Source organism: Qipengyuania zhejiangensis, from assembly GCF_035607565.1.
Lineage (GTDB): Bacteria > Pseudomonadota > Alphaproteobacteria > Sphingomonadales > Sphingomonadaceae > Qipengyuania > Qipengyuania zhejiangensis.
In genome coordinates this window covers 457792-482523 of the sequence record NZ_JAYKGO010000003.1, presented here as the reverse complement: position 1 = coordinate 482523, position 24732 = coordinate 457792, and the positions used below count along the sequence as shown (strand labels likewise).

Annotated in this window: 22 protein-coding genes and 2 tRNA genes; 11 read left to right on the top strand and 13 right to left on the bottom strand. The window is 63.9% G+C overall.

Annotation, left to right across the window (positions count from 1 at the left end; all coding sequences use genetic code 11):
- Positions 1-50: 50 nt before the first annotated feature.
- Positions 51-2378, bottom strand: coding sequence for a TonB-dependent receptor (locus tag VR863_RS10060; RefSeq protein ID WP_324828331.1), 2328 nt, complete (start codon positions 2376-2378; stop codon positions 51-53).
- Positions 2379-2507: 129 nt separating this feature from the next.
- Here VR863_RS10060 and VR863_RS10055 point away from each other — a divergent pair, with 129 nt between their 5' ends.
- The gene (locus VR863_RS10055; RefSeq protein WP_324828330.1) at positions 2508-3131 is read left to right on the top strand and encodes a TetR/AcrR family transcriptional regulator; all 624 of its coding nucleotides are present in this window, start codon (positions 2508-2510) and stop codon (positions 3129-3131) included.
- A gap of 54 nt (positions 3132-3185) precedes the next feature.
- Positions 3186-3434, top strand: coding sequence for a hypothetical protein (locus VR863_RS10050; protein WP_324828329.1), 249 nt, complete (start codon positions 3186-3188; stop codon positions 3432-3434).
- Positions 3435-3494: 60 nt separating this feature from the next.
- Here VR863_RS10050 and VR863_RS10045 read toward each other — a convergent pair.
- Together VR863_RS10045 and sppA are read right to left on the bottom strand one after the other, a co-directional pair.
- A tRNA-Val gene (locus VR863_RS10045) sits at positions 3495-3569 on the bottom strand.
- Positions 3570-3635: 66 nt separating this feature from the next.
- A complete protein-coding gene (gene sppA / locus VR863_RS10040; RefSeq protein ID WP_324828328.1) occupies positions 3636-5507 on the bottom strand; it encodes a signal peptide peptidase SppA in 1872 nt (623 codons plus the stop codon).
- 101 nt (positions 5508-5608) lie between these two features.
- Between sppA and VR863_RS10035 the strand changes: the two genes are divergently transcribed.
- Positions 5609-6634, top strand: a complete 1026-nt coding sequence (locus VR863_RS10035; protein WP_324828327.1) for an aspartate carbamoyltransferase catalytic subunit — start codon at positions 5609-5611, stop codon at positions 6632-6634.
- Positions 6631-7863, top strand: a complete 1233-nt coding sequence (locus VR863_RS10030) for a dihydroorotase (protein WP_324828326.1) — start codon at positions 6631-6633, stop codon at positions 7861-7863. Before VR863_RS10035 ends, VR863_RS10030 begins: the two co-directional genes overlap by 4 nt.
- 80 nt (positions 7864-7943) lie before the next feature.
- Here VR863_RS10030 and VR863_RS10025 read toward each other — a convergent pair whose 3' ends face one another.
- From VR863_RS10025 to VR863_RS10015, 3 genes are read right to left on the bottom strand one after another with little or no spacing between them, the layout of a single operon-like run.
- Positions 7944-9263, bottom strand: coding sequence for an SPOR domain-containing protein (locus VR863_RS10025; protein ID WP_324828325.1), 1320 nt, complete (start codon positions 9261-9263; stop codon positions 7944-7946).
- A 37-nt stretch (positions 9264-9300) separates the two neighbouring features.
- A complete protein-coding gene (locus VR863_RS10020; protein ID WP_324828324.1) occupies positions 9301-9822 on the bottom strand; it encodes a hypothetical protein in 522 nt (173 codons plus the stop codon).
- A 24-nt stretch (positions 9823-9846) separates the two neighbouring features.
- Entirely contained in the window at positions 9847-10563 is a 717-nt protein-coding gene (locus VR863_RS10015; RefSeq protein ID WP_324828323.1) for a ParA family protein, read from the bottom strand.
- 230 nt (positions 10564-10793) lie between these two features.
- Here VR863_RS10015 and VR863_RS10010 point away from each other — a divergent pair, with 230 nt between their 5' ends.
- Together VR863_RS10010 and VR863_RS10005 are read left to right on the top strand one after the other, a co-directional pair.
- The gene (locus VR863_RS10010) at positions 10794-11819 is read left to right on the top strand and encodes an SPOR domain-containing protein (RefSeq protein WP_324828322.1); all 1026 of its coding nucleotides are present in this window, start codon (positions 10794-10796) and stop codon (positions 11817-11819) included.
- A 92-nt stretch (positions 11820-11911) separates the two neighbouring features.
- Positions 11912-13201 carry a DUF418 domain-containing protein gene (locus VR863_RS10005; protein WP_324828321.1) on the top strand — a complete coding sequence of 430 codons (1290 nt, stop codon included), beginning with the start codon at positions 11912-11914 and terminating at the stop codon, positions 13199-13201.
- On the opposite strand, the gene VR863_RS10000 is transcribed toward VR863_RS10005, so the two are convergent.
- The 3 genes from VR863_RS10000 to der all read right to left on the bottom strand — a co-directional run bounded on the left by VR863_RS10000 (position 13198) and on the right by der (position 15435).
- Positions 13198-13410 (bottom strand): hypothetical protein, encoded by a 213-nt coding sequence (locus VR863_RS10000; protein WP_324828320.1) that lies wholly within the window; start codon positions 13408-13410, stop codon positions 13198-13200. The two genes, VR863_RS10005 and VR863_RS10000, sit on opposite strands and share 4 nt — an antisense overlap.
- 118 nt (positions 13411-13528) lie before the next feature.
- Positions 13529-14032, bottom strand: coding sequence for a DUF2721 domain-containing protein (locus VR863_RS09995; protein WP_324828319.1), 504 nt, complete (start codon positions 14030-14032; stop codon positions 13529-13531).
- Positions 14029-15435, bottom strand: coding sequence for a ribosome biogenesis GTPase Der (gene der, locus VR863_RS09990; RefSeq protein WP_324828318.1), 1407 nt, complete (start codon positions 15433-15435; stop codon positions 14029-14031). Before der ends, VR863_RS09995 begins: the two co-directional genes overlap by 4 nt.
- 123 nt (positions 15436-15558) lie before the next feature.
- Between der and VR863_RS09985 the strand changes: the two genes are divergently transcribed.
- Positions 15559-16155: a CHAP domain-containing protein gene (locus VR863_RS09985; RefSeq protein ID WP_324828317.1), complete on the top strand. Its 597-nt coding sequence runs from the start codon at positions 15559-15561 to the stop codon at positions 16153-16155.
- A 1-nt stretch (position 16156) separates the two neighbouring features.
- On the opposite strand, the gene VR863_RS09980 is transcribed toward VR863_RS09985, so the two are convergent.
- Both VR863_RS09980 and VR863_RS09975 read right to left on the bottom strand, forming a co-directional pair.
- A complete protein-coding gene (locus tag VR863_RS09980) occupies positions 16157-16453 on the bottom strand; it encodes a DUF3297 family protein (protein WP_324828316.1) in 297 nt (98 codons plus the stop codon).
- 39 nt (positions 16454-16492) lie between these two features.
- Complete coding sequence (locus tag VR863_RS09975; protein WP_324828315.1) at positions 16493-16666, bottom strand: hypothetical protein; 174 nt, start codon at positions 16664-16666, stop codon at positions 16493-16495.
- Between the two features lie 169 nt (positions 16667-16835).
- Here VR863_RS09975 and VR863_RS09970 point away from each other — a divergent pair.
- Both VR863_RS09970 and tig read left to right on the top strand, forming a co-directional pair.
- A tRNA-Leu gene (locus VR863_RS09970) sits at positions 16836-16920 on the top strand.
- Between the two features lie 63 nt (positions 16921-16983).
- Complete coding sequence (tig, locus tag VR863_RS09965; RefSeq protein WP_324828314.1) at positions 16984-18531, top strand: trigger factor; 1548 nt, start codon at positions 16984-16986, stop codon at positions 18529-18531.
- 98 nt (positions 18532-18629) lie between these two features.
- Here tig and VR863_RS09960 read toward each other — a convergent pair whose 3' ends face one another.
- Positions 18630-20138, bottom strand: coding sequence for an amidase (locus tag VR863_RS09960; protein ID WP_324828313.1), 1509 nt, complete (start codon positions 20136-20138; stop codon positions 18630-18632).
- Positions 20139-20179: 41 nt separating this feature from the next.
- Positions 20180-22273 (bottom strand): TonB-dependent receptor plug domain-containing protein, encoded by a 2094-nt coding sequence (locus tag VR863_RS09955; protein WP_324828312.1) that lies wholly within the window; start codon positions 22271-22273, stop codon positions 20180-20182.
- 293 nt (positions 22274-22566) lie between these two features.
- On the opposite strand from VR863_RS09955, the gene VR863_RS09950 reads away from it, so the two are divergent.
- Complete coding sequence (locus VR863_RS09950; RefSeq protein WP_324828311.1) at positions 22567-23262, top strand: ATP-dependent Clp protease proteolytic subunit; 696 nt, start codon at positions 22567-22569, stop codon at positions 23260-23262.
- Between the two features lie 176 nt (positions 23263-23438).
- Complete coding sequence (clpX, locus tag VR863_RS09945; protein ID WP_324828310.1) at positions 23439-24710, top strand: ATP-dependent Clp protease ATP-binding subunit ClpX; 1272 nt, start codon at positions 23439-23441, stop codon at positions 24708-24710.
- Positions 24711-24732 lie beyond the last annotated feature (22 nt).

The window sequence follows — 24732 nt, the reverse complement described above, 5'->3', positions numbered from 1 at the left end:
GGGCCGGAAGCGCGGCTCCGACCCCTTTCGTTTTCATGCGGAGCGGTTCGTCAGAACTTCACTTCGCCGGTCACGAAGACCCGTCGCGGATCGCCGTAGAAGCCGGTGAGGTTTCCTTCCAGGCCCAGCACCGTTCCGGTCACGAAATCATAGCCGGCGACGATGTACCGCTTGTCGAACAGGTTCTTGCCGTGGACGCCGACGGACCAGCGGTCGCTGTCTGCGGTGTAGACGATGCTGGCGTCGACCAGCGCGAAACCGTCCTGGTCGAGCGGGCCGGGCAATTCGAACTGGCTGGAATCCGATCGAAGCGATACCGATCCGAGGAAATCGACGATCCCGCCGGCCATCGGAAGGCCCAGGTCGAACCCGGCGCTGGCCGTGATGTCAGGCGTGTTCTGGAACACCCGCTGGTCGGCCACGTCGTTGCCGAATGCGTCGATGAAGGTGTTGTATTCCGCATCGAGCACGCCGAGCGACCAGTTGAAGCTGAAGCGGCTGCCAAGACCCGCAAAATCGCGTCCCACCAACGCACGACCTTCGAATTCGAAGCCGTTGACGTCGGCGTCACCGGCGTTCGACGTGATGCCGATGAAACTGTCGTTCACCCCGTCGCCATCGCTGTCGAAGCCGATCGACCCGGGAATTTGCACATCCGTGTAATCGCCCTTGAAGATCGACAGGCCGATAAAGACCCGGTCGTCGAGGAGCGAGGCTTTCCAGCCCAATTCGTAGCTGTCGACCTTTTCGGGGGCGAAACGCAGGAATTCGAACTGGTCGTCGTAATCGCGGTCACCGTCCCCATCGAGATCGGGGGCGGCCGTCGACTGGCCGCGCGGGTCGAAACCGCCGCCTTTGAAGCCTTTGGAATAGGTGAAATAGAACATGTGGTCAGGGCTGGGCTTGAACGCGAGCGAGGCGCGGGGAGTGAATTCCTTGAAAGTTTCGCTGCCCTCGAAATCGCTGGTCACCGCAATCGGAATGGCGGTGGACGGACCGAACAGGTCGGAGAAGCCGCCGATGAAGGTGGTCCGCAGGATACGGCTGGAACGTTTGTCCCACGTGTATCGGCCGCCCACGGAAAGGCTCAACTGGTCGGTGATGTCGTAAGTGAAGTCGCCGAACACCGAATAGGTTTCCGTGTCCACATCGCCGAGCGTCTGGGCATTGAGCCCCGGCAGATTGATCAGGGTGCCCGTGGTGAACAGCGCCACGTCGAACGCGGTGAACGCGTTTGCGTCGAGGTAATAGGCGCCCAGCACGCCCGAAAGGCGATCACCCTCGAACAGGACCTGCAGTTCCTGGCTGAACTGGTCGTTCTTGTAGATTGCCGGAACGTCAAGGTCGGCGGCAGGCAGGCTGTCAAAATCGATCGGCGTGGTCGACTTGTCCTTGCGATACCCCGTGATCGACTTCAGCGTGACCGTGTCGCTGACCTCGTAACCGATGGTGAGGCCGCCGCCGTAGGCTTCGACTTCCTGGTCCACCACGTTCAGGCCCGCGCGCGTGTCATAGACATTGTCGAGCACCGGTGCGCCGGTAAAACGTCCCGCGAGAAGGCGATGGCCCTGGCGCGCGTTGCTTTTGTCCTTCACGTAATCGCCCGAAAGGCGGATGAAGAGCGGGCCGCTGTCCAGTTCGATCGTGCCGCGACCGGCCCAGACGTCCTTGTTGTAATTCTCGATCCCGAGATTGAGATTGTCGCCGAAGCCGCCGCGCGAAAGGCGCGCCGCGCTGGCGCCGATCTTCACGCTGTCGCTGACCGGTGTCGACGCGGTAACGATCAGGTCGGCCTGATCATACGATCCGTAGGTGCCGCGAACTTTCATCTGCGCATCGTCGGGCAGGCGCGCGGTCACGTACTTGATCGCGCCGCCGATGGTGTTGCGCCCGTACAGCGTACCCTGCGGTCCGCGCAGTACCTCCACACGTTCGACGTCATAGATATCGAGGACGGCAGCCTGCGGACGGTTGAGGTATACATCGTCGACATAGAGGCCCACGCCCGCTTCGAACCCGGCGACCGGATCCTGCTGGCCGACGCCGCGGATGAAGGCGGACAGCGTGGTGTTGGTGCCGCGGCTGACTTCCAGCGTGAGGTTCGGCACGTCCTGCGCGATTTCCGTCAGGTCGAGCGTGCCCGTGCGCGACAGTTCCTCGCCCGAAATGGCCGTAACCGAAAGCGGCACATCGGTGATCCGTTCTGCCCTGCGGCGAGCGGTGACCACGATTACGTTTCCGCCTTCCGCAGCGGCGGGTTGTGCGGTTTGCGTAGTTGCCGCGTCGTCCGCCGTTTGGGCGGCAGCGGGCGCAGCCAGAAAGGCCGCGGTGGCAGTGCCTGCGAACAGGCTGGCGATGAATGTCCTTGAAAGTCGCATGGTTCGGTTTCTCCCTCCCGAGATTATCTTATCGGGTGGCTATATTGAAACCTGAACCACCTTTCAAGTTGGAACTTGCAGCTTCGCGATGTCGGGGCTAATCGGGGTACTTGGGGGAGGAAGGACCGTATGGCGACGCGCAGCGCGACACCTGACAAGACTCCGCGGACCGAAAGGGGACGCAAGACCTTGCGTAAGCTGCTGGATGCGGCAGCCAGGGAATTCGCCGAACACGGGTTCCACGAAGCGTCGATCAGCGCGATCACCCGTCGGGCGGGCGTGGCACTTGGCACATTCTACACCTATTACGACACCAAGGACGCGATCTTTCGCGCCCTGGTTTCGGACATGTCCCAGGCCGTCGGCAAGGCGGCGCGCGAGGCGATCGAGCCCGATATGGGGGCGCTGCAGATCGAACGGGCGGCGTTGCAGGCGTTTCTCGAATTCGCATCGGACAACAAGGCGATCTACCGGATCATAGACGAGGCCGAGTTTGTCGATCCCGAAAGCTATCGCACCCATTACGAAACGATCGCTCAGCGGATCGAGGAACGCCTCAGAGCCGGCGGCGCGACCGGCGAGATGAGGGCCGGGCTGGGCACACCCGAGGCCTGGGCGCTCATGGGAATGAATGTGTTTCTCGGTCTGCGCTACGCGATCTGGAGCCGTGACGGCGATCCGGGCGTGGACGATGTGGCAAAGGTGGCGAACAGGATGCTCGCCAACGGATTGCTGCCATTGCCAGACGCATGATTCCCGGAACTTCGGGCCCGCCGGACGGTTGATGTTTCAAAGGAGAATTTTGAAATGATCGGCAAGATTATCGGAGCATTCGTCGGCGACAAGATCGCCAAGCAGACCAGCGGTATCGGCGGCGCCACAGGCGCGGCAATCGGCGTTCTGGGCGCCACCGCACTTCGCCGCTTGAGCCTGCCGGCCATGATCGCGATCGGCGCCGGTGGTTACGTGGCCAAGCGGATTCTGGACAAGAAGCCCGCAAACACTGCCAGCGACGCGAAAATCAAACCGGCGCCGAGCAGCCAGAAGGCAGCCTGACACCGCGCTTGAGCTTGAATTTTCGATTGTCCGCCATCCGGTTCGCGAGTGCGGGCCGGATGGTGGGCGCGACAGGGATTGAACCTGTGACCCCACCCGTGTGAAGGGTGTGCTCTACCGCTGAGCTACGCGCCCGCCCTATCGGGTCCGATGGACAGGGGCGCGCCTTTACGCGGCGAATCGGCCCTTTGCAAGCGCCCGCTATCCCGCAATCAGGGTCAGTATCCGCGCGAGCCAGCCGGTCCTTGATGGCGCGGTTTCGTGCGCCGCGGGCAGCGGTTCGCATTCCAGACAATAGGCCTGCATCCCCTGCACGGACATCAACCGGTTGAAATCGGCTTCCAGGCGAGCGATCGTCTCCAGCTCGCGCCGCGCGAACACCGCGGTGACATCGGCGCTTTCGGCATCGTCCAGCAACCAGCTGCGCAGCAAGGTATCGTAACTGCTCGGCCGCGTGCCCAGATATCGTGCGTGCCAGCCACCGTCCTTGAGCTTGGCCTTGGCGGCGACCCATGCCAGCGCATCGTCGATACCGCCGTACTGATCCACCAGGCCGATCTGGCGGGCGGTCCCGCCGTCCCAAACCCGGCCCTGGCCGATCCGATCGACCTGATCCCGGCTCAACTTGCGCGATGACCCGACCCGCTCGAGGAAGTTTTCGTATCCGTTTTCGATACTGGCCTGAAGGATCGCGTCCGTTTCGGGCGTGAAGCCGCCAATGAAATCGGGCTGGCCTGACAGCGGGCTGGTGCGGACGCCATCGCTGGTCACCCCGATACTTGCCGCTGCATTTTCGAACGTCGGGATCACGGCAAAGATGCCGATCGATCCGGTGATCGTTTCAGGTTCTGCAAAGATGCGATCGGCTGGCGTTGCCACCCAATACCCGCCGCTGGCGGCGAGGTTGGCCATGGAAACGGCCACGGGGATGCCCCTGGCCTTCTGGCGCAGGATGGCGGTGCGAATGGCTTCCGAGGCGAGCACCGATCCGCCGGGCGAATCGACCCTGACGACGAGGCCCGCCAGATCGTCGTCCAGCGCTTCGTCCAGCAGGTCGGCAATGCGCGTGCCCCCGGCGACGCCAGGACCGGCTTCACCGTCAACGATTTCGCCGGCGATCGTGATAACGCCGATCGGTTTGCCCTTGGTGGGGAGGGGGTTATCCTCGACCCAGGCATCGAGCGGGGTAGAGGGATAGGCGTTGAGGTCCTCGCTCCATTCGTCGGCGCCCACCAGTTCCACCACGCGTGCATCGAATTCGGCACGTGTGCCGAGCTTGTCCACCAGGCCTGCCTGAAGGGCGGCGGTGGCAAGGTTGCCCTTGGCCGCCTCGATCCAGCCGATCGGATCGCGCGTGATGCGCGCGATGTCGGCGGATGGGCGCGCCTTCTTGAAGTTCGCCTGATATTCTTCCCACAGCGCGCCGTAGAGCGAACGGAAATTTTCGCGCGCGGGATCGGACATGTCGCTGCGTGAATACGGTTCGACCGCGCTCTTGTATTCCCCGACCTTGTAGACGCGCGCGTTGACCTTCAGCTTTTCCAGCAAGCCTGCGTAGTAAAGGCGATGGCCGCCCGGCCCGGCGACCACTGCGCCGCCCAGCGGATCGACCCAGATTTCGCTGGCATGCGCGGCAAGCAGCATGGAATCATCGGTGTAGGCGGTGGCGTAGGCCAGCACCGGCTTTTCAGCGGCGCGCACACGGTCGAGCGCCTCGCCCACGTCCTGCAGATGGACCTGGCCGGCGCCGACGAACCGGTCGAGATCGAGGACAACTGCCGAAATCCGGTCATCCGTGGCCGCCGCGTCGAGCGCCTGCACCAGTTCGCGCACCGGATATTCCGCCATCGGCGCCTGCCTTGCGAGCAGGGCCGCGATCGGATCGACCCGGCTGCGTTCTTCCACGATTGCGCCATCGAGCTGAACCAGCAACGCGCCCTCGCGAACCGCAGCGGGGCTGGGCCGGGCGGTCAGGATCGCGAACAGCGCGGCAAAGAACAGCAGCATGAACAAAAGAACGAGACCGTCCTTTATGCCAACGAGCAAACGCCACACCCTGCCTGCAAAACGCATGCGATAACCTCCAGTTGAGGGACAGCTAGGCGAGCAAAGCGTCCAGCGCCACCCGAAAGCGCTTGAGCGGGCGATGGTGGTCGACTAAGGGCGTGACTTTAATGACATCGACGCAAACTTCGGCCCATGCGGCCCGCTATCCTGCGGGCGCGCTGGCGTTCCCGCACCGCGACCTGATCGGCATCGGTCAGCTCGAACGGCATGAAATCCTGTTCCTGCTGGACGAGGCGGAACAGTGGGTTACGCTGAACCGCCAGACGACCAAGCACATCGATCTGCTTTCCGGCCTGACGATCATCAACGCCTTTTTCGAGAACAGCACGCGCACGCTGCTGAGCTTCGAGATCGCGGGCAAGCGTCTGGGGGCCGATGTGGTCAACATGCACGCCGCGCAATCGAGCGTGAAGAAGGGCGAAACGTTGATCGACACGGCTATCACGCTCAACGCCATGCGCGCCGACGCGATCGTGATCCGCCACGGGTCGAGCGGGGCCACCCAGCTTATCGCGGACAAGGTCGATTGCCCCGTCCTGAACGCGGGCGACGGCCAGCACGAACATCCGACGCAGGCGTTGCTCGATGCGCTGGCGCTGCGCCACGCGCTTCGCGATCGCGGCGAGACGGCGGACGACTTTACCGGCCTGGTGATCGTGATTTGCGGCGACATTCTGCACAGCCGCGTGGCGCGGTCGAACCTGCTGTGCCTGCAGGCGCTTGGCGCCACGGTGCGCCTGTGCGCGCCGCCGGCGCTGATGCCGGCGGGGATCGAGGCGATGGGCGCCGAGGTGTACCATGATTTCGATGCCGCTCTGGATGGGGCGGACGTGGCGATGATGCTGCGCCTCCAGACCGAACGGATGAGCGGACAGTTCATTCCGTCGGCGCGCGAATACCACCACCTCTATGGCCTGACGAAAAAGCGCCTTGGGCGCGCGAAGGCCGATGCCCTGGTGATGCACCCCGGCCCGATGAACCGCGGGGTGGAGATCGACAGCGAAGTGGCCGATCTGATCGACCGTTCGATCATTACCCGCCAGGTTGAAATGGGCGTTGCCATCCGCATGGCCGCGCTCGACGTGCTGACGCGCCGCGGGCGCGCCGTTGCAGGTTGGGGGGACGCGGCATGAAACAGCAGCGCCCCTTGCTGATTTCCGGTGGACGGCTGGTCACGCCCGGCGGCCTCATCGAAGGTTCGCTCCGCCTGGTTGACGGCCTTGTCGATGCGGTTGGCGATGTGACGGGCGAAGACGGCGACGATGTGGTCGACGCCAAGGGCGCACTGGTCGCGCCGGGCCTGATCGATTTCGGCGTCTTCGCGATCGACAAGCCTGCCTTCCATTTCGGCGGCATTACGCGCGCGGCGCTGATGCCCGACCAGTCGCCGCCGCTCGATCTGCCGAGCCGGGTCTCCTATCTCGCCAAGAGCGGGAAACCGGATTTCTGGATTCATCCCCTGGCCGCCGCCACGCGGGCACTTGAAGGGAAAGAGATCGCCGAAGTCGCGCTGATGCGCGAGGCCGGCGCGCGGGGAATCTCCACCGGTCGCGGCTGGATCGCCGATTCCGGCGTCATGCTGCGCTTGCTGCAATACGCAGCCATGCTCGACCTGACGGTGGTTGCCCATGCCGAAGATGCCGCATTGGTTGGCGATGCGGTTGCGACCGCAGGCGAAGTGGCCACGCGGCGCGGATTGCCCAGCGCACCCGCGCAGGCCGAAGCGATCGCCATCGCGCGCGATATCGCGCTGGCGGACATGGCCGGGGCCTGCATCCATTTCCGCCAGGTCACCACCCGCGCGGGCCTCGAACTCGTTCGCGCGGCGAAAGCGCGCGGGAGCACGGTTACCTGCGGGGTTACGCCGGCCCATTTCATGCTTTCGGACCTCGCCACATTGGATTTCCGCACCTTCGCCCGCCTTTCGCCGCCATTGCGCAGCGATAGCGACCGGCACGCGGTGCGCGAAGCGATCGCCGACGGTACGATCGACCTGGTTTCAAGCGGCCACGATCCGCGCGGACCGGAAGACAAACGGCTGCCCTTCACCGATGCCGAACCGGGCATGGCGGGCGCGGAGACGCTGCTGGCGATGGTTCTTTCGCTGGTGCGCGACGAGGTCATCGACATGCCGCGTGCCTTTGAACTGGTGTCGGGGACGCCTGCGCGCCTGCTGGGCGTGGACGCGGGCGCGCTTGTGGTCGGGCACGAGGCCGACATCGCGATCGTCGATCCCGAACGGCCATGGATCATCCAGAGCGCCAGAATGGAAGCGACCGCCGGCAACACGCCGTTCGATGGCCAGCCAACGCAGGGCCGCGTCGTGCGGCTGTTCAAGGGCGGGGTCGCAATCGCCCGCTGATCGGCGCTCAACGCCCAGAAGAAACCCCGCCCGGATCGCTCCGGACGGGGTTTACGAAGTCTGTAAGGAGTGCGCGGATGTTACCGCGCTGCGACCCGTACTTCGTCTTTGATGACCGCCAGTGCGCCGGGAAGCGGCGACGACGAGGCGTAGGCGATGCAGCCACCACCAGCGCCCTTGACCGTGCGGCACATCGACTGGGCCGAAGCCTTGGCGTAACCGGCTGCCGCGACGCGGTAGTAGATCTTGCCGTTGACGCGGGCCTTGGTGATGACCTTTTCGGCCCCGGCAAGATCGGGATAACGGGCCTGGAAAACCTTCCAGGCGTTATGCGCGTCCGACATGGAGAAATAGGAGCCGAGCTGAATGTTGTAGTCGCCCGAGGCCAGCGTCTGGGCTGCTGGCGATGCGGCGGCAACGCGCGGCGCGGCAGGCTTTGCCGGCTTGGTGGAACGGGACGGGACCGGCTGCGCCACTTCGCGCGACACGAAGCGGGTCTCGCCATCGAAGGCAAGGCTGGCATCGGCCAGGGCCGCATCGGCGCTGTCGTCGAATTCGGGCGCTGTCGATGCCGCCGGAAGCTCACCCGCAAGGGCAAAGCTGGTCTGCGGTTCGGCAACGACAGGTGCGACCTGCGTGGCGGATTCCATCGCGAGCTGTCCGACAGCCGGATGGTTGGCCAAGGCAAGCATGGCGGGCTGACCGGCGTCTTCGACCATGTCGACACCGAGCAGGCGTGCGACACGCATGTGCTGCTGATCAGGATTGGCGAGCTGGGCCCACTGGGTCATCCGGTCGCCCAGCTGGTCGGCCGGGACATCCTGCGAAGCGAGCAGGCGCGCGTTGGACCAGTCCCCCACCATCGCATAGGCGTAAGCGAGGTTCTGGCGGACCTTCACCGTGTTCTGGCCACCGCGCAAGGCGTTGCTCAGTACGTGGACGCCCTGTTCGGGCCGACCGGCAAGCGCCACGGCAAGGCCGTAATCCGCCGGATCGATGGCCGTTTCGTGAAGGCGCAGCGTTTCGAGCGCGCCGACCTGGTCGCCGATAGCGGACAGCGCCAGCGCGTGGCTGATGACCGTGCGCGTGGCGTTGTCGCCCAGTTCGATGGCTTCACCGAACGTGGTTGCCGCCGACTGGAAACGGCCTGCTTCGAGATAGGCGTTGCCAAGCAGGGTGCGGGTGTATGCGTCGCGCGGTGCGGCCAGCACGGCGGCTTCGGCGTGCTGGATCGCCTTGCTTTCCTTGCCCTTGGCAAGCGCGGTTTCAGCCTGCGCTGCCGAATAGGCGTGCGTCGGCGCAACCTTGCCCGTGCAGGCGCTGAGTGCGGTCGTGGCCAGCGCCGTGGTGACGGCGAGCTTCACGAGCCGGCGGTTCTTGGCTTTCGTCTCGGTGCTCATACTTACCCCCTTGAAGGCGATCCCACGTCGAATCTGCTTACTTGTCCGACTTCTGGACTTGTGCTGCGAGGCTCGCGATTTCCGGCATTTCGGCGAGCAGTGAATCAAGTGCGTCGGTAACCAGCTGTTGCGCGCTGCGACCGCGAACGGTGCAGGCCAGGCGCAGCATCAGGTGCCGGTTCTGGTCGAGCCGGAGCGTGAAGGCCGCGCGCTTGCCGCGGCTTGCCGCGGGCTTGCGTTCGACCTGCCTGTCAGGCGCTGCGGGCCGTTCCAGCTGTGCGGCGATGCGATCGAGCGACTGGCGAACCTGATTCGGTGCGCCGCTTTCGTTCGCGGCCATCGGCGCGATGGCCACGACCTTTTCGCTGCGGTTGGAAGAAAAGTTCTGGTCCGTATCTTCGTCACCCATGTCGTTCCAGCCGAGGTCCTCCAGGCTGGCAGCGGCTTCCTTGCCGTCGACAGGACCCGGGACGCCCGATTGCGGACGCATGGCGGGCTTGGCGCCGCCCTTGCGTGCGAGAAGGGTGGAAGAGAGCGAGGCGAAATTGGCGTCAGACATCCGGCAGTCTCCGCCTTCCTGTTCTTACTGGGCCACCCGGCGACCGAAGCCGCCAGAGGGACGATGGGAACCGGGAAGCACCGACTGGGAATTCGGCGCGGCGAAAACCGTGCGGCGGAAATTCTTTTCCAGCCGGTCGGCGATATACTTCCACAAGGCGGTGACCTCGGCCGAGGAACGGCTGTCGGGGTCGACCTCCATCACCGTGCGGCCATCGATCATCGAAGCGGCAAAATCGGTGCGGTGGTGAAGCGTGATCGGGGCGACCGTGCCGTGCTGCGACAGCGCGACGGCGGCTTCCGAAGTGATCTTGGCCTTGGGCGTGGCCGCGTTGACCACGAAGACCAGCGGCTTGCCGGCGCGTTCGCACAGATCGACCGTGGCACCCACGGCGCGCAGATCGTGCGGGCTGGGGCGGGTCGGCACGACGATCAGTTCAGCCACCGAAATGACCGACTGGATCGCCATGGTGATCGCGGGCGGCGTGTCGATGACCGCCAGTTTGAAACCCTGCGAACGCAGGATGGCGAGGTCGTTCGCCAGACGTGCCACGGTGGTCTGGGCGAAGGCGGGATATTCCGCCTCACGCTCGTTCCACCAATCGGCCGTCGATCCTTGTGGATCGATGTCGATCAGCACGACGGGCCCGGCGCCTGCGCGCTGGGCCTGTACGGCGAGATGTCCGGAGAGCGTGGTCTTGCCCGATCCGCCCTTCTGCGATGCCAATGCCAGTACACGCAAGGCTTGTCCCCCTGGTTTGCGCCTGTATCCATTCGATCGCCGCGAAATTTGCGGCTGTCTCGACAACCGAAATCGCAGACTACCCCTAATTTTGGGTTAACTGGCGGGAACTTTGGGCGCTCTGCGTTCAACAACGGGGCCACAACGCTTTGCTAACTGGCGATTTACTATAGGACCGTTTGCGCGGCCGATGTTCGGGATGCGCCGTGCACGACAAGGGAGTTCGAAGGATGGGGCAAGGATCGAAACGGGCTGTGGTTGCAGCCGGGGCCCTGCTTTCGCTGGTCCTTGCAGCGCCGCTCCATGCGGATGTGAAGGACGGGGTCGATGCGTGGGGGCGCGGCGACTATGCGGGCGCCGTGCGCGAATGGGTCGGCCCAGCGGCCAAGGGCGATCCCGATGCGCAGTTCAACCTTGCCCAGGCCTATCGCCTTGGCCGGGGCGTTGACGCGGACCAGGTCCAGGCCGAAGCCCTTTACGCCCGGGCCGCGGCCCAGGGCCATGTGAAGGCGGCCGACAATTACGGCCTGCTGCTGTTCCAGAAAGGCGAACGGGAAAAGGCGATACCCTACGTCAAGAATGCCGCGGTGCGCGGCGATCCGCGCGCCCAGTATCTGGTCGGCATCGCGCACTTCAACGGCGATCTCGTTCAAAAGGATTGGCGCAGGGCCTATGCCTTGCTGACGTTGGCAAACGGTGCCGGCTTGCCGCAGGCGCGCGGCGCCCTGGCCCAGATGGACCAGCATATCCCCATCGCCGATCGCCAGGCGGCGCAGGTTCTTGCCGCATCGCTGAAGAGCGAAGCCGAAGCCGCGCGCGCCCGCGATCTCGCCGCCGTCGATCTCGCTTTGGGCGCGCAGGATGTGGAACCTTACGCGGCGCCGGCCCCCCCCGCCCCCCTTCCGCCGCGTGCAGGGCCAAGCGGCACGGCAGCGGGCGCCGATTTCGCCATGGGCCGCCAGGCGGAACCCGCCGCCGTGCCGCGCGTGGAAGAGCGACCTCGGCTGCCCGATCGCCCGGCATCGTCTGCCGGGCCGTGGAAGATCCAGCTTGGCGCATTCGGCGTGGCCGGCAACGCGGACCGGTTGTGGAACCAGCTCGCTGGTCGCAGCGAACTTGCCGGGAAGGCGAAACTCAAGGAGCCTGCTGGCCGCCTGACCAAATTGCTCGCCGGTGGGTATGCCAGCAAGGCGGCGGCGGACGCCGCCTGCGCGTCACTCAAGCGCAGCGGCCAGGACTGCCTCGTTACCCGATAGCGTATCCCTGACGCCGAAGTTGCGATCTTGCGGGCCTGTTCCCGCTTGGCCACCGCGCGCATCCTGATATGGCTGGGACAAGGGGGAATGGCATGGACAGCGTCGGAGCAACAATTTCGGATAGCGAAGACGACCGCGTTGCGCGGCCGGTTTCCGCCAGCGACTCGCCGCGGATTGCCAGCCTCGATTTCATTCGCGGGATCGCGGTGATGGGCATCCTGGCCGCGAACATCGTGGCCTTCGGCCAGCCGATGACGGCGTATATGTTCCCCGATGCCTTCACCGTGCCGCACAGCGATGCCGAAGACTGGATGTGGGTCGCGCAGTTCGTCCTGATCGACAGCAAGATGCGTGGATTGTTCACGCTTCTGTTCGGGGCGGGTATGTATCTTTTTCTCGAAGGCGCATGGGCCAAGGGGCGCACGAACTGGCTTCAGGTGCGGCGGTTGCTATGGCTCGGCCTGTTCGGGCTGGTCCACTTCTTCTTCATCTGGCGTGGAGACATCCTGTTCCATTACGCCTGCGCGGGAATGATCGCCCTGTTGTTCGTGGGCCTGTCGCGCCGCAAGCAACTCGTCATCGGCCTGCTGGGTTATGTGGGCGGGGCGCTGCTCTACACCGGCTTCGTCGGCTTCCTTCCCGTGGTCAGCGATACCGAATTCGGCGAAAAGCCGGGGATGGTGCAGCTGGCCAAGGACCTGGAGGAAGGCAAGCAGGCCGACCTTGCCGATGGTGTGCTCGAAACCCGGCTCATCTCGGAGGGCAGATACGGCGATTGGGTGGGCCACAACTTCTCCGATCATGGCACGGATGTGCCTACGACGGTTCTCATGTTCCTGTTCGAGACGCTGCCGCTCATGCTGGTTGGCATGGCCGCATACCGATACGGGCTGTTTTCCGGCGGCATCGATGCGCGGCGTCAGCGGCAGTGGGGCTGGTCGATGTTGGTGTTGGGCACGGCACTGACATTGCCGATCGCGCTTCTCGCGAAGTCGATGGGCCTTACCTATTACGGCACGCTCGCGGCGATGGTCGGCTGGTCCTTCCTGCCACGCCTGCTCGCGATCCTCGGCCTGCTCGCGTTGCTGGCCCTGTGGGGCAACAGCGTGCGCGGTGCGCTGGCCGAACGGGTTTCGGCGGCTGGCCGCGCGGCGTTCACCAACTATCTCGGCACATCGGTGCTCATGATGCTAGTGTTCCACGGCTGGGCCGGGGGTCTGTTCGGCGAACTGGGACGCAGCGAACTTTATCTTGTCACCGTTTCGGCGTGGGGGGTGATGTTGCTGTGGTCCAAGCCATGGCTCGAACGGTTCCGCTACGGTCCGCTCGAATGGTTGTGGCGCTGCCTCACCTATGGACGGGTGTTCCCGCTGCGGCGTTAACCCGGTTCGATTTCCCAGAACGTTGCGTGGGGTCCGCTGTGCTTGATCAGCCGGGCGAGCCGGCGGTTGCCGTCCCACAATTCGGCGCTTCCGCTTTGCACATTTATGTCTGCCACCAGCAGCGCGGCGGCAGCATCGCAGGCTTCCATGCGGAGCGGCTCGTCGCCAGCGTCCGCCCCGTTGTCGATCGATAGCTGAATGCGGTGCATACTGCTCTCCTTCTTTGGGAACAGCTGGATGCGCGCGTCAGGATGAACGGCGTATAACCGGATTTTCGCCCGTCCTTGGGGAACGTCCTTTCATCGCAAACCGGCGCCGGTTTTGCGATCAGGCGTTCGGGATGTGCCGCTTCATACGCTCGCGGTTGCGCTTGGCGGCGGTGCGCGTTTCCAGCAGAAACGATGTGAGCCCCGCGACCAGCAGCCCCATTGTCACGATCCATGTGAAGGCGACCAAGGTGCCGAGCGGCGCATAAACGAAGGCGCTGACGAACAGCAGCGCGATCACGATGCTGATGGTCAGCGCCGCAGCGGTGCTCATCATCACGGCGCGCTGTGCATAGATGCGCCGCTTTTCCAGCGCCGGCAGTTCGTCGAGCAGGATGCCCGCGCGGCCTTCCTCGTCGGCGGCCATGATCTTTTCGATCTTGTTCGCGACCCAGATCAGGCGGTTGGTCATCACGTTCATCACCGCGCCAATCCCGGCCAGCAGGAATGCCGGCGCCAGGCTGAGCTGGACCACCTGCTGCACGCGCAGCGTGGAACTTGTACGCTCGATCAGTTCGAAGCCGCCAATCCCGGAAAGTACCGCCAGGTCGATCACGTGGTTCACTCGCTCTTGAACGGGTTCTTCGGGCTCTTGAGCACGACGCGTACAGGCACCGCTTCGAAGCCCAGCTTGGACCGGATGCCGTTGATGAGATAGCGTTCGTAGCTCTTGGGCAGCAGCTCCAGGCGGGTGCCGAACACCACGAAACGCGGCGGACGGGTGGTGGCCTGGGTTATATAACGGAGCTTGATCCGCTTGCCCTTGGGGGCGGGCGGGGGATTGGCTTCCATCGCGTCGTCGAACCAGCGGTTGAGTGCGGCGGTCGGCACACGGCGGCTCCACGCCTCGCGCAGTTCGAATGCGGCGGCCAGCATCTGGTCGAGACCCTTGCCGGTTTTTGCGCTCACGGCGATCAGCGGCAGGCCGCGGACCTGCGCCAGACCTTCGTCCAGCGCGGTGCGGATGCCGTTGAACAGCGAACTGGCGCCTTCGGCAACGTCCCACTTGTTGATCGCGATCATCAGGGCGCGCCCTTCTTCGAGCGCAAGATTGGCGATCTTGAGATCCTGCGATTCAAGGCCACGCGTCGCGTCGAGAACAAGAACGACAACCTCGGCAAAGTCGATCGCGCGGCGTGCATCGGCAACCGACAGCTTTTCAAGCTTTTCGACCACGTTGGCGCGCTTGCGCATCCCGGCGGTGTCGATCAGGCGCACTTCGCGTTCTTCGCCGGTGGCCGGGTCGACCCATTCCCAATCCACTGCGATCGAATCGCGCGTGATGCCGGCTTCGGGGCCGGTCAGCAGGCGATCTTCGCCCAGCAGGCGGTTGATCAGCGTCGATTTGCCCGCGTTGGGACGCCCGACGATGGCCAGCTTGAGCGGGCCGGGAGGCGCGTCCTCGTCGTATTCGTCTTCTTCGGTGTATTCCGATTCCTGCTCGGCCTCTTCGGCCTTGACCCCGATGATGGGCCACAGATGATCGAACAGGTCGGCGGTGCCTTCGCCATGTTCGGCGCTCAGCGCGACAGGTTCGCCAAAGCCGAGCGAGAAGCTTTCGTAGATGCCAGGGTCGCCCTGGCGCCCTTCGGCCTTGTTCGCAACCAGTATGACCGGCACTTCCTGCGTGCGCAGCCAGCGGCCGATTTCTTCGTCCAGCGGGGTAACCCCGGCGCGCGAATCGAACACGAACAACGCGGCGTCGGCGTCTTCGAGGCTGACTTCGGTCTGCTTGCGCATCCGTCCGGGCAGCGATTCGGCGTCTTCGTCTTCCCAACCGGCGGTGTCGACGATCTGAAATTCGAGACCGGCCAGTTCGGCATCGCCAAGGCGGCGGTCACGGGTGACGCCGGGCTGGTCGTCGACCAGCGCGAGCCGCTTGCCGACGAGCCGGTTGAACAGCGTCGACTTGCCGACGTTCGGCCGTCCGATGATGATCACCGTGGGCTTGGTTGAGGAATGGCGCATGATGGGCCGCCAAGTGGCCCCTTGCGGCGTGCATTGCAAGCAGATGCGCGGGCGGGGCGGTTAATTGCCGTTAACCATGATTGGCAAGGGATGGGAAAGCATAACGCCCTAGCCTTCCTGGCCATGAAGAGAACGCTTGCCGCCTTCGCCCTTTCGTCACTCGCCGTGCCGGCTCTGGCCGACGACGCGGCGGACTTCTCGGCCGACAGTCTGGCTGCACCGGGCGATGGCGTGGAACTGGCGCCTTTCCTTCAGTGCGCGCCCTATGCGCGGCAGGTCAGCGGAATTCAGATTTATGGCGATGCCCACACATGGTGGGGTCAGGCGCAAGGCCGATACGCCACGGGCAACGCCCCGAAGGTCGGTGCCGTCATGGCGTTTCGCCCGCACCGCGGGATGGAACTGGGCCATGTCGCCGCCGTCAGCCAGATCGTCGATCCGCGCCGCGTCCTGCTCGATCATGCCAACTGGTCCCCGATCGACGGGCGCCGTGGGCAGATAGAAAAGGGCGCGATGGCGGTGGACGTATCCCCGTCCAACGACTGGAGCGAAGTGCGCGTATGGTATGCACCGCTCGGCAAGGTGGGAACGACTGTCTGGCCGGTGGAAGGCTTTATCTATTCCGACCGTTCCAGCCAGCCGCGTGCAACCGTGGCCACAGCGCCTGCTCGCAAGCAGACGTCCAAGGGTTTTCTCGCCGCTTTTGCGGAATTCCAGTAGGTCAGTCGGCTTTCGCGACCGGGGCATCGTCGCCCAGGTCTTCGAACCACGCCTCAACCGGACCCTTCAGTTTAAGCGTGACCGGATTGCCGAAGCGATCCTTCGATTTGCCCGCCTGAACCCGGATCCAGCCTTCCGAGATCGAGTATTCCTCGATATCGGTGCGCTGCTTGCCCTTGAAGCGGATGCCGACGCCGCGACGCAGGACTTCCACATCGAAATGCTGATTCTGCGGATTCACCGAAAGGTGATCGGGCGGGGTGTCGCTGGTGGCGGGGGTGCTGGTATCTTCGCTCATGGGCGGCGCCGATACTGTGTGGCCCGTCGCGGGGCAAGATCAATCGGACGGAGCAGGGGTTTCCTCGGGCCCGCGGCCGGGATCGTCGAAGTCGGGCTGGACCGGGTCCACGCCCGGCGGTTCGGTCATCGGGGCTTCGTTCGGCGGGGCGGTCTGCGGATATTCGTCCGGCGATCCGGGGGTGATGATATCGGGTTCGGGCTGCGTAGCCATGATTGCCTTCTCCTGGGTGGTGCCTGCGGGGAATGAACGCATGGCCGGGCCGGCGCGTTCCCCTATCTCACGGTTATCCTTCGCCGCGCTTGCGCTCCGCCTCGCATCCTACTAGAGGCACGCGCCTACACGCGAAGGCACCAGCCGACGCGCAGCTTCGTTCGGGCTAGCGGGCGTGGCGGAATTGGTAGACGCGCTGGTTTTAGGTACCAGTATCGAAAGATGTGGGGGTTCGAGTCCCTTCGCCCGCACCAATGCCGCCGCCGCGCGAAAGTCCTCGCACCACTGTCGCATTTGGAAAGTCACGAGTTTCACCCATGCAGATTAAAGAGACCACCAACGAGGGCCTCAAGCGCGCCTATGCCGTCACCATCCCCGCAAAGGAGATCGACGCACGCGTTTCCGGCGAAGTGAAGAAGATTGCTCCGCAGGTGCGGATGCCCGGCTTCCGCCCGGGCAAGGTGCCGGCGAACCTCGTGCGCAAGATGCACGGCGAACAGCTTCACGCCCAGGCGGTCAACGACATGATTCGCGAATCGGTCGACAAGGTCATGGCCGACAACAAGCTGCGTCCCGCGATGCAGCCGAAGGTCGAATTCGGTGACGGCTACGAAGAAGGCAAGGACGCCAAGATCACGGTCGAGCTGGAAATCCTGCCGGTCGTGGAAGCGCCCGAAATCGAAGGCATCAAGCTGGAACGCCTGACCGTCCCCGTAAAGGACGAGCAGGTCGACGAAGCCGTTCAGCGCATCGCTGACCAGAACGCCAACTATAAGGACGCGGCCAAGAGCAAGAAGGCTGCCGACGGCGACCAGCTGATCATCGATTTCGTCGGCCGTGTCGACGGTATCGAATTCGAAGGCGGCAAGGCGGAAAACACGCCGCTGGTCATCGGTTCGGGCCAGTTCATCCCCGGCTTCGAAGAACAGCTTTCGGGCGTGAAGACGGGCGACAAGAAGACCATCAAGGTCACCTTCCCCGCCGATTACCCGGCCCAGCACCTGGCCGACAAGGAAGCCGAATTCGACATCACCGTTCAGGCGGTGAAAGTCCCGGCTGAAACCAAGGTCGACGAAGAGTTCGCCAAGAACCTCGGTCTCGACAGCCTCGACAAGCTCAAGGAACTGATCCGCGGCCAGCTGGAACAGGAAACGTCGGGCCTGACCCGCACCCAGATGAAGCGTCAGCTGCTCGACACGCTGGCTGCCGGTCACGATTTCGCCGTGCCGCAGGGCATGGTCGAGGCCGAATTTGATCAGATCTGGGCGCAGCTCGAACAGGAAGCAGCGCGTTCGGACGATCCGGCCGCGATGCTCAAGGAAATCGAAGTCGAGAAGGACGAATACCGTCACATCGCCGAACGCCGCGTGCGCCTCGGCCTTCTGCTGTCGGAAATCGGCCAGAAGAACGGTGTCGAAGTGACCCCGAACGAAATGAGCATGCTTATCCAGCAGGCCGCTCAGCAGTACCGCGCCGAAGACCGCGAACGGTTCGTGGAATATGTTCGCAACGAACCGATGGCTGCCGCCCAGCTGCGCGCTCCGCTGTACGAGGACAAGGTCGTCGACTTCCTGTTCGACAAGGCCAAGATCACGGACCGTGAAGTGACCCGCGAAGAACTCGAAGCGGCAATCGAAGCGGACGAGCAGGAAGCTGCCGAAAAGCCGAAGAAGAAGGCTCCCGCCAAGAAGGCCGCTGCCAAGAAGGCTCCGGCCAAGAAGGATGACGCCGAAAAGAAGCCTGCTGCGAAAAAGGCACCGGCGGAGAAGGCAGCCGCCAAGAAGGACGACGGCGACAAGAAGCCGGCCGCCAAGAAGGCACCAGCCAAGAAGCCCGCTGCCAAGAAGCCCGCGGCCAAGAAATAAGGCGGTATCCCACCGCAAGCGCTTTCAGGGCGGCAGGAGCGATCCTGCCGCCCTTTTGCTTTGCCCTGCCAATGGCGCGCGCAATCGCGCCCTGACGGTTATTCGGCGGCTTCGGGGGCCTGCATGTCCCAGGGCCGCAAGGATGGGCGCGGCAGCACTGCCGTGCGGGCACGTTCGTAAGCTGCGCCCGCCTTCAGGACTTCGTGATCGGCCCATTTCGGCCCGAAAAAGCTGATGCCCACGGGCAGCCGCTCGACCGCGCCCATCGGGACGGTCAGATGCGGGTATCCCGCGATCGCGGCGGGTGAACCGAAGCCGATGCTGCCGTTGAAATTGTCGCCATTCACCAGATCGCTGGTCCACGCGGGGCCACGCGTCGGGGCCACCAGAAACGCGACGCGGTGTTCGGCCAGCAACGCATCGAGCGTTTCGGGGCCAGCGATACGCTGGGCCGTTTCGCGCGCCTGCTCATACGCGGCGCGGTCAGTGGTCCGCTCGGCCAGCTCGAAAAGATCCTGATCGAACCACCGCATTTCGCGATCCGCGTTCGCACGATTGAAGGCAATCAGGTCCGCAAGGCTGCGCGGCATCCGCTCGCCCGGAAGGCTGCGCAGATACTTGCCCATCTCCTCGCGCAATTCGAAAAGCAGGACGGTGAAGCTGGCCTCGTACATGTCGGCGTCGGGCTCGAATTCGATGTCGACCAGGACCGCCCCTGCACGTTCCATATCGGCCAGCGCGGTTTCGAAAACGGCGGCCAGGTCTGCCCGATTGCCGATCTGTTTGCGCATCACGCCGATCCGGACACCGGCCAGCGAGAAGTCGGCCAGACCTTGGGTGTAATCCTGCTGCCGCGCGGGAATTCCCATGGTGGCCGCGTCCGCTTCATCCGCGCCCGCCATCGCGCCAAGCAGCAGCGCCGCGTCGAGGACGGTTTGCGCCATCGGCCCGGCGGTATCCTGCGTGCTCGATATCGGGACCACATGGGTGCGGCTGACAAGGCCTACGCTGGGCTTGAAGCCGACCACCCCGTTGACGCTGGCGGGACAGGTGATCGATCCGTTTGTCTCGGTTCCGATGGCGGCCCATGCAAGCCCCGCTGCGACCGCCGCGCCGCTGCCCGAGGAAGACCCGCAAGTGTTGCGATCGGTGGCGTGGGGATTGCGGGCCAGCCCGCCCACCGCGCTCCACCCGCTGGTCGACCCGTTGCTGCGGATGTTGGCCCATTCGGACAGATTGGTCTTGCCCGAAATGACCCCGCCCGCCCTGCGGATATTCGCGATCAGTGGCGCGTCGCGTCCGGTCAGATTGTCCGCCAGTGCAAGACTGCCTGCCGTGGTGGGCCATTCGCGGGTTTCGATATTGTCCTTTACCAGAACCGTACGGCCGAACAGCGGGCCCGATCCTGCCGCCGCCTCGGCCTTTGCCCGCGGTTGGGGATCGTAGGCGATCACGGCGTTGAGGCCCTGTTCGTCATCGATAGCGGCGATGCGCGCGGCATACACTTCGGCGCTTTGCGCGATCGACGGGTCGGCCCCCCGCTCCTGCGCGATCGCGGGAGCGCAGAGCGAGAGCATGCTGGCGGCTGCAAGAAGATATCTGGGCATGGCGGGACACTGCCACCTGCCGTCCGCTTTGCAAGGCCGGGTTAAAAATTGCCGCTGAGGGTGAAGCGGAAGATCGGGCCGATCCGCCGGTCGGCAAATTCTTCGAACAGGACCTCGCCATCGGGCCGCGACGCGTCGAACACGGTGCGCCGTTCGTAATTGCGCGCGCCGGTGATGTTGTTGACCGATGCCCGCGCGGTCATCCCCAGGATGTTCTTGTGTTCGACGAACACGTTCACGAAGCTGGGACCTTCCCAGAAACGGCCGGTTTCGAACCGCCGCGAATAGGGCGCCGGATCGAATGTGAAAAGGCCGCCGCCATAGGCCCAGTGACTTCCTGGAATATCGTGCCGGAAATCGGCTTCGAGCTGGCTGTTGAGGTCGTGGGAGAACGGGCGGATGATGCCGGTGAACGGGTCTTCCACATCCATCCATCGCTTGACCGCGGCAAAGTTCAGCTGGGCACCCTTCCATCCGATCGGATCGAATTTGACCGTGCCCGACAGTTCGATGTGCAGCCTTTCGGCGCTGCCGATATTGCCCCGCGCCTCGCCCCCGCTGGCGAGCGGGAAGAAGTCCACGAAATCTTCGAACCACGCCTGGCGGACCTGAAGTTTGGCCGAACCCCAGGCGCCGAAACTCTTGTTGATTTCCGCTTCGATGTTCCAGCTCTGGTCGGGTTGAAGTTCGTTGTTGCCGCCGTTCTCGTTGTTGGTGTCGAGGTTCACGCTGGCGAGGAAATCGCCGAAGCTGAGCTGGCCCACACGGCGGCGCAGCTCGACCGAGATATCCAGATCTTCCGCAGCCTTCCATGACAGCGCGACGGAACCCTTCGGCCGCGCGAAGGATCGCGAATTGGCCGCCACCCCGGTCTGTTCGATCCGGGAAAATTCCCCGCCCGCCACGGCCTGGAGCGAAAGTTTCGGTGTCAGCTGCCGGGAATAGCTGAGCAGCCCTTCGTAACGGTCTTCCGTTACCCCGCCGGTGCCCGCCGGAAAGGACAGAGGGACGAATTCGCCGTCCCCATCCAGTTCGGCCAGCGCCGAAACCCGATCGAGACGGTTGAACGCCGCTTCGCCCGAAAGCTGCCAGTCGGCCTTGCCCATGTTCCAGCCGTATTCGAAGCGGCCGATCCGTTCGCCCGTGCTGTTGGTCTGTTCGAAGCGAAAGCCGGTGTCGGGCGATCCGTCGGAATACCCGTCGACCAGCGTGCTTTCGAAATTGTCGCGGTTGAAACGCTCCAGCCCGATCAGCTTGAGCTTGCCCGGTCCAAGCGGGAATTCCACGTCGCCGCCGATTTCGTAGTTGGGTCCGTCTTCACGGTTTCGCACCACGCGGTCACGCACGGAGCCATCGGCGCGTGTGGCGATCTCCTTGTCGTCGCGCGCGAAGAAATCCGCGCCATAGCGCAGGTTGAGGTGGGCGATTACATCGGGGGAGGCGGTGTAGGTGAAGTTGCTCGAAAGGCGCGGATTGTCGAACTTGCCCGAAAATTTCGAGTACTGCGTTTCGATCAGGTCTCCGTCCGCGCCGGAAATCGTGATTGGACCGTCCGCGCCGAAGCGGTTGTTCTCGTTGCTGAGAGATACGGTGTAATCCAGCTTTCCGCTCTTGCCTGTCAGCGAGATTTCGCCGCCGTAGAGCTGGGCTTCGGTGTTGTGCGCCCGAAAGCCGGTGTTCCATCGGAACTGGCCCGATGCGCCGGTCGTGTTGACCACGATATTGGCAACCTGCCCGTTGAGGCCGGGAATATCGAGTGTTGTCCCGTCGACGATTTCGACCCGGACGACATCGCCCGCCGGAATGCGGCTCAGCTGGTCGCGCACGCTGTCGGACTTGCTGGAAAAGCGCATCCCGTTGACCAGAACGTTCGCGGTTGCCTGGCCCAGGCCGCGCGCACCGTTGTTGCCATCGTCGATGACGAACCCGGGGACCTGTGCCACCATGTCGAGCGCGTTGCGCGGCGCATATCGCTGGAAATAGGAAAGGTCGTAAACCTGCGCGCCTTCGGTCGGCTGATCCTTCTCGCCAGCCACCGGGACATCGTCTGCCGCATCGGCTGCAAACGCGGGGGCTGGGGCCAGAATGGCAAGCGCAAGAAGGCTGGCACTGCACAGGGCATGTTTCGAAGACATTGTTTTTATTGCTCCCCAGTGGAATAGGGGCCGTCGTCTACTGTTGTAGTTGATTGAGCCAGTGCGCCATCGATAGACGTCGTTTGCGGGACGACGAACGAATCGCGAGGTCGGCAAACGGTCATCAGCAACGGACGGGTGCAACGGGCCGGATCGGCGTATGGGAAGGGCCAGCGACCCCCTGTCAGTGTCCGCCCCCGGCACAGCCTGTCGATTTGATGGGTAAATGCCCTTGAACATCGCGCCGCGTAACGCGACATAGGCGGCCAACCGATCCGACGAGAGGAAATTTGATGATCGACCTGTTCGGCAGCGATGCACACGCCACCCAGGGCCAGTTCACCCACGACCCTGTAACCGGCGCGCTTGTGCCCGTGGTGGTTGAACAGACCAGCCGCGGCGAACGCAGCTTCGACATCTTCAGCCGCCTGCTGCGCGAACGAATCGTCTTCGTCACCGGCCAGGTGGAAGACGGCATGGCATCGCTCATCACGGCGCAGTTGCTGTTCCTGGAAAGCGAAAACCCCAGCAAGCCGATCAGCATGTACATCAATTCGCCCGGCGGCGTGGTGACGGCCGGCATGGCGATCCACGACACGATGCAGTACATCAAGCCGCGCGTGTCCACGGTCTGCATGGGTCAGGCTGCCAGCATGGGCAGCTTCCTTCTTGCCGCGGGCGAACCGGGTATGCGTATCGCGCTGCCCAACGCCCGGATCATGGTGCACCAGCCTTCGGGTGGTGCGCGCGGCATGGCATCGGATATCGAAATCCAGGCCCGTGAAATCCTGCGCATTCGCAAGCGCATGAACGACCTGTATGTGAAATACACCGGCCAGAGCCTGACCGCGATCGAAAAGGCAATGGATCGCGACACCTTCCTCGAGGCGGACGAAGCCATGAAGTTCGGCATCGTGGACAAGGTCTTCGAAACCCGCCCGGAAAACGAAGGCGGGGAAGCGGAAGGTTCGGGCGGCGCACCGGAGTAATCCCTCCGCCGCTGCCTGTGCCCTCGCGGGACTGTTGCATAATTACTGTAGGGTTTCGGCAACCTTGCCGCTTCAGCTTGTGGCAAGGGAACCCGAGTACCTATGATATTGACCCAAGCCCTGTGTACCCTACAGTCGGGAATCTTCCGATCTGGGCGCGGGGAAGACGTTAGGATATGACCAAGTTGAGCGGAACCGATAGCAAAAGCACGCTGTACTGCAGCTTCTGCGGCAAGTCGCAGCACGAGGTGAGGAAGCTCATCGCGGGGCCAACCGTGTTCATCTGCGATGAATGCGTTGAGCTGTGCAACGACATAATCCGCGAAGAAACCAAGGCTGGCATTGCGGGCAAGAAGGAAGGCGATGTTCCGTCGCCTTCCGAAATCTTCGCCACGCTGAGTGACTATGTCATCGGCCAGGATCGCGCCAAGCGCGTCCTGTCGGTCGCGGTGCACAACCACTACAAGCGGCTCAAGCACAGCGGCAAGGCTGGCGATGTCGAACTCGCCAAGTCGAATATCCTGCTGGTCGGCCCGACCGGTTCGGGCAAGACGCTGCTGGCCCAGACGCTGGCGCGCACGTTCGATGTGCCGTTCACCATGGCCGACGCCACCACGCTGACCGAAGCCGGCTACGTGGGCGAGGATGTCGAGAACATCATCCTCAAGCTGCTGCAATCGTCCGACTACAACGTCGAAAAGGCGCAGCACGGCATCGTCTACATCGACGAAATCGACAAGATTACCCGCAAGGCGGAAAACCCCTCCATCACCCGTGACGTATCGGGCGAAGGCGTGCAGCAGGCGCTGCTCAAGCTGATGGAAGGCACCACTGCCTCGGTCCCGCCGCAGGGCGGACGCAAACATCCGCAGCAGGAATTCCTGCAGGTCGACACGACGAACATCCTGTTCATCTGTGGCGGCGCGTTTGCAGGGCTCGACAAGATCATTGCCGACCGCCTCCAGAAGCGTTCGATCGGCTTCGGCGCGCATGTGGCCGATCCCGACAAGCGCCGGGTTGGCGAACTGCTCGAAAAGGGTGAACCGGAAGATCTGCTCAAGTTCGGCCTGATCCCCGAATTCGTCGGGCGTCTGCCCGTCATCGCCACCTTGCGTGACCTTGACGTCGATGCGCTGGTGACGATCCTGACCGAACCGAAGAACGCCCTGGTCAAACAATACGCCAAGCTGTTCGAACTCGAAGACGTGGAACTCACCTTCACCGACGAAGCGCTCAAGGAAATTGCCGAGAAGGCGATTCTGCGCAAGACCGGTGCCCGCGGGCTTCGCTCGATCGTGGAAGGCCTGCTGCTCGACACGATGTTCGACCTGCCGGATCTTGAAGGCGTGACCGAAATCGTGATCGACAAGGACGTGGTCGATGGCCGCAAGGAACCGATCCAGGTCCATGGCGGCGACAAGGGCAACGAGAAGGAAGAAGCGGCCTAAACCCGCGCTTCCATCCCCCGAA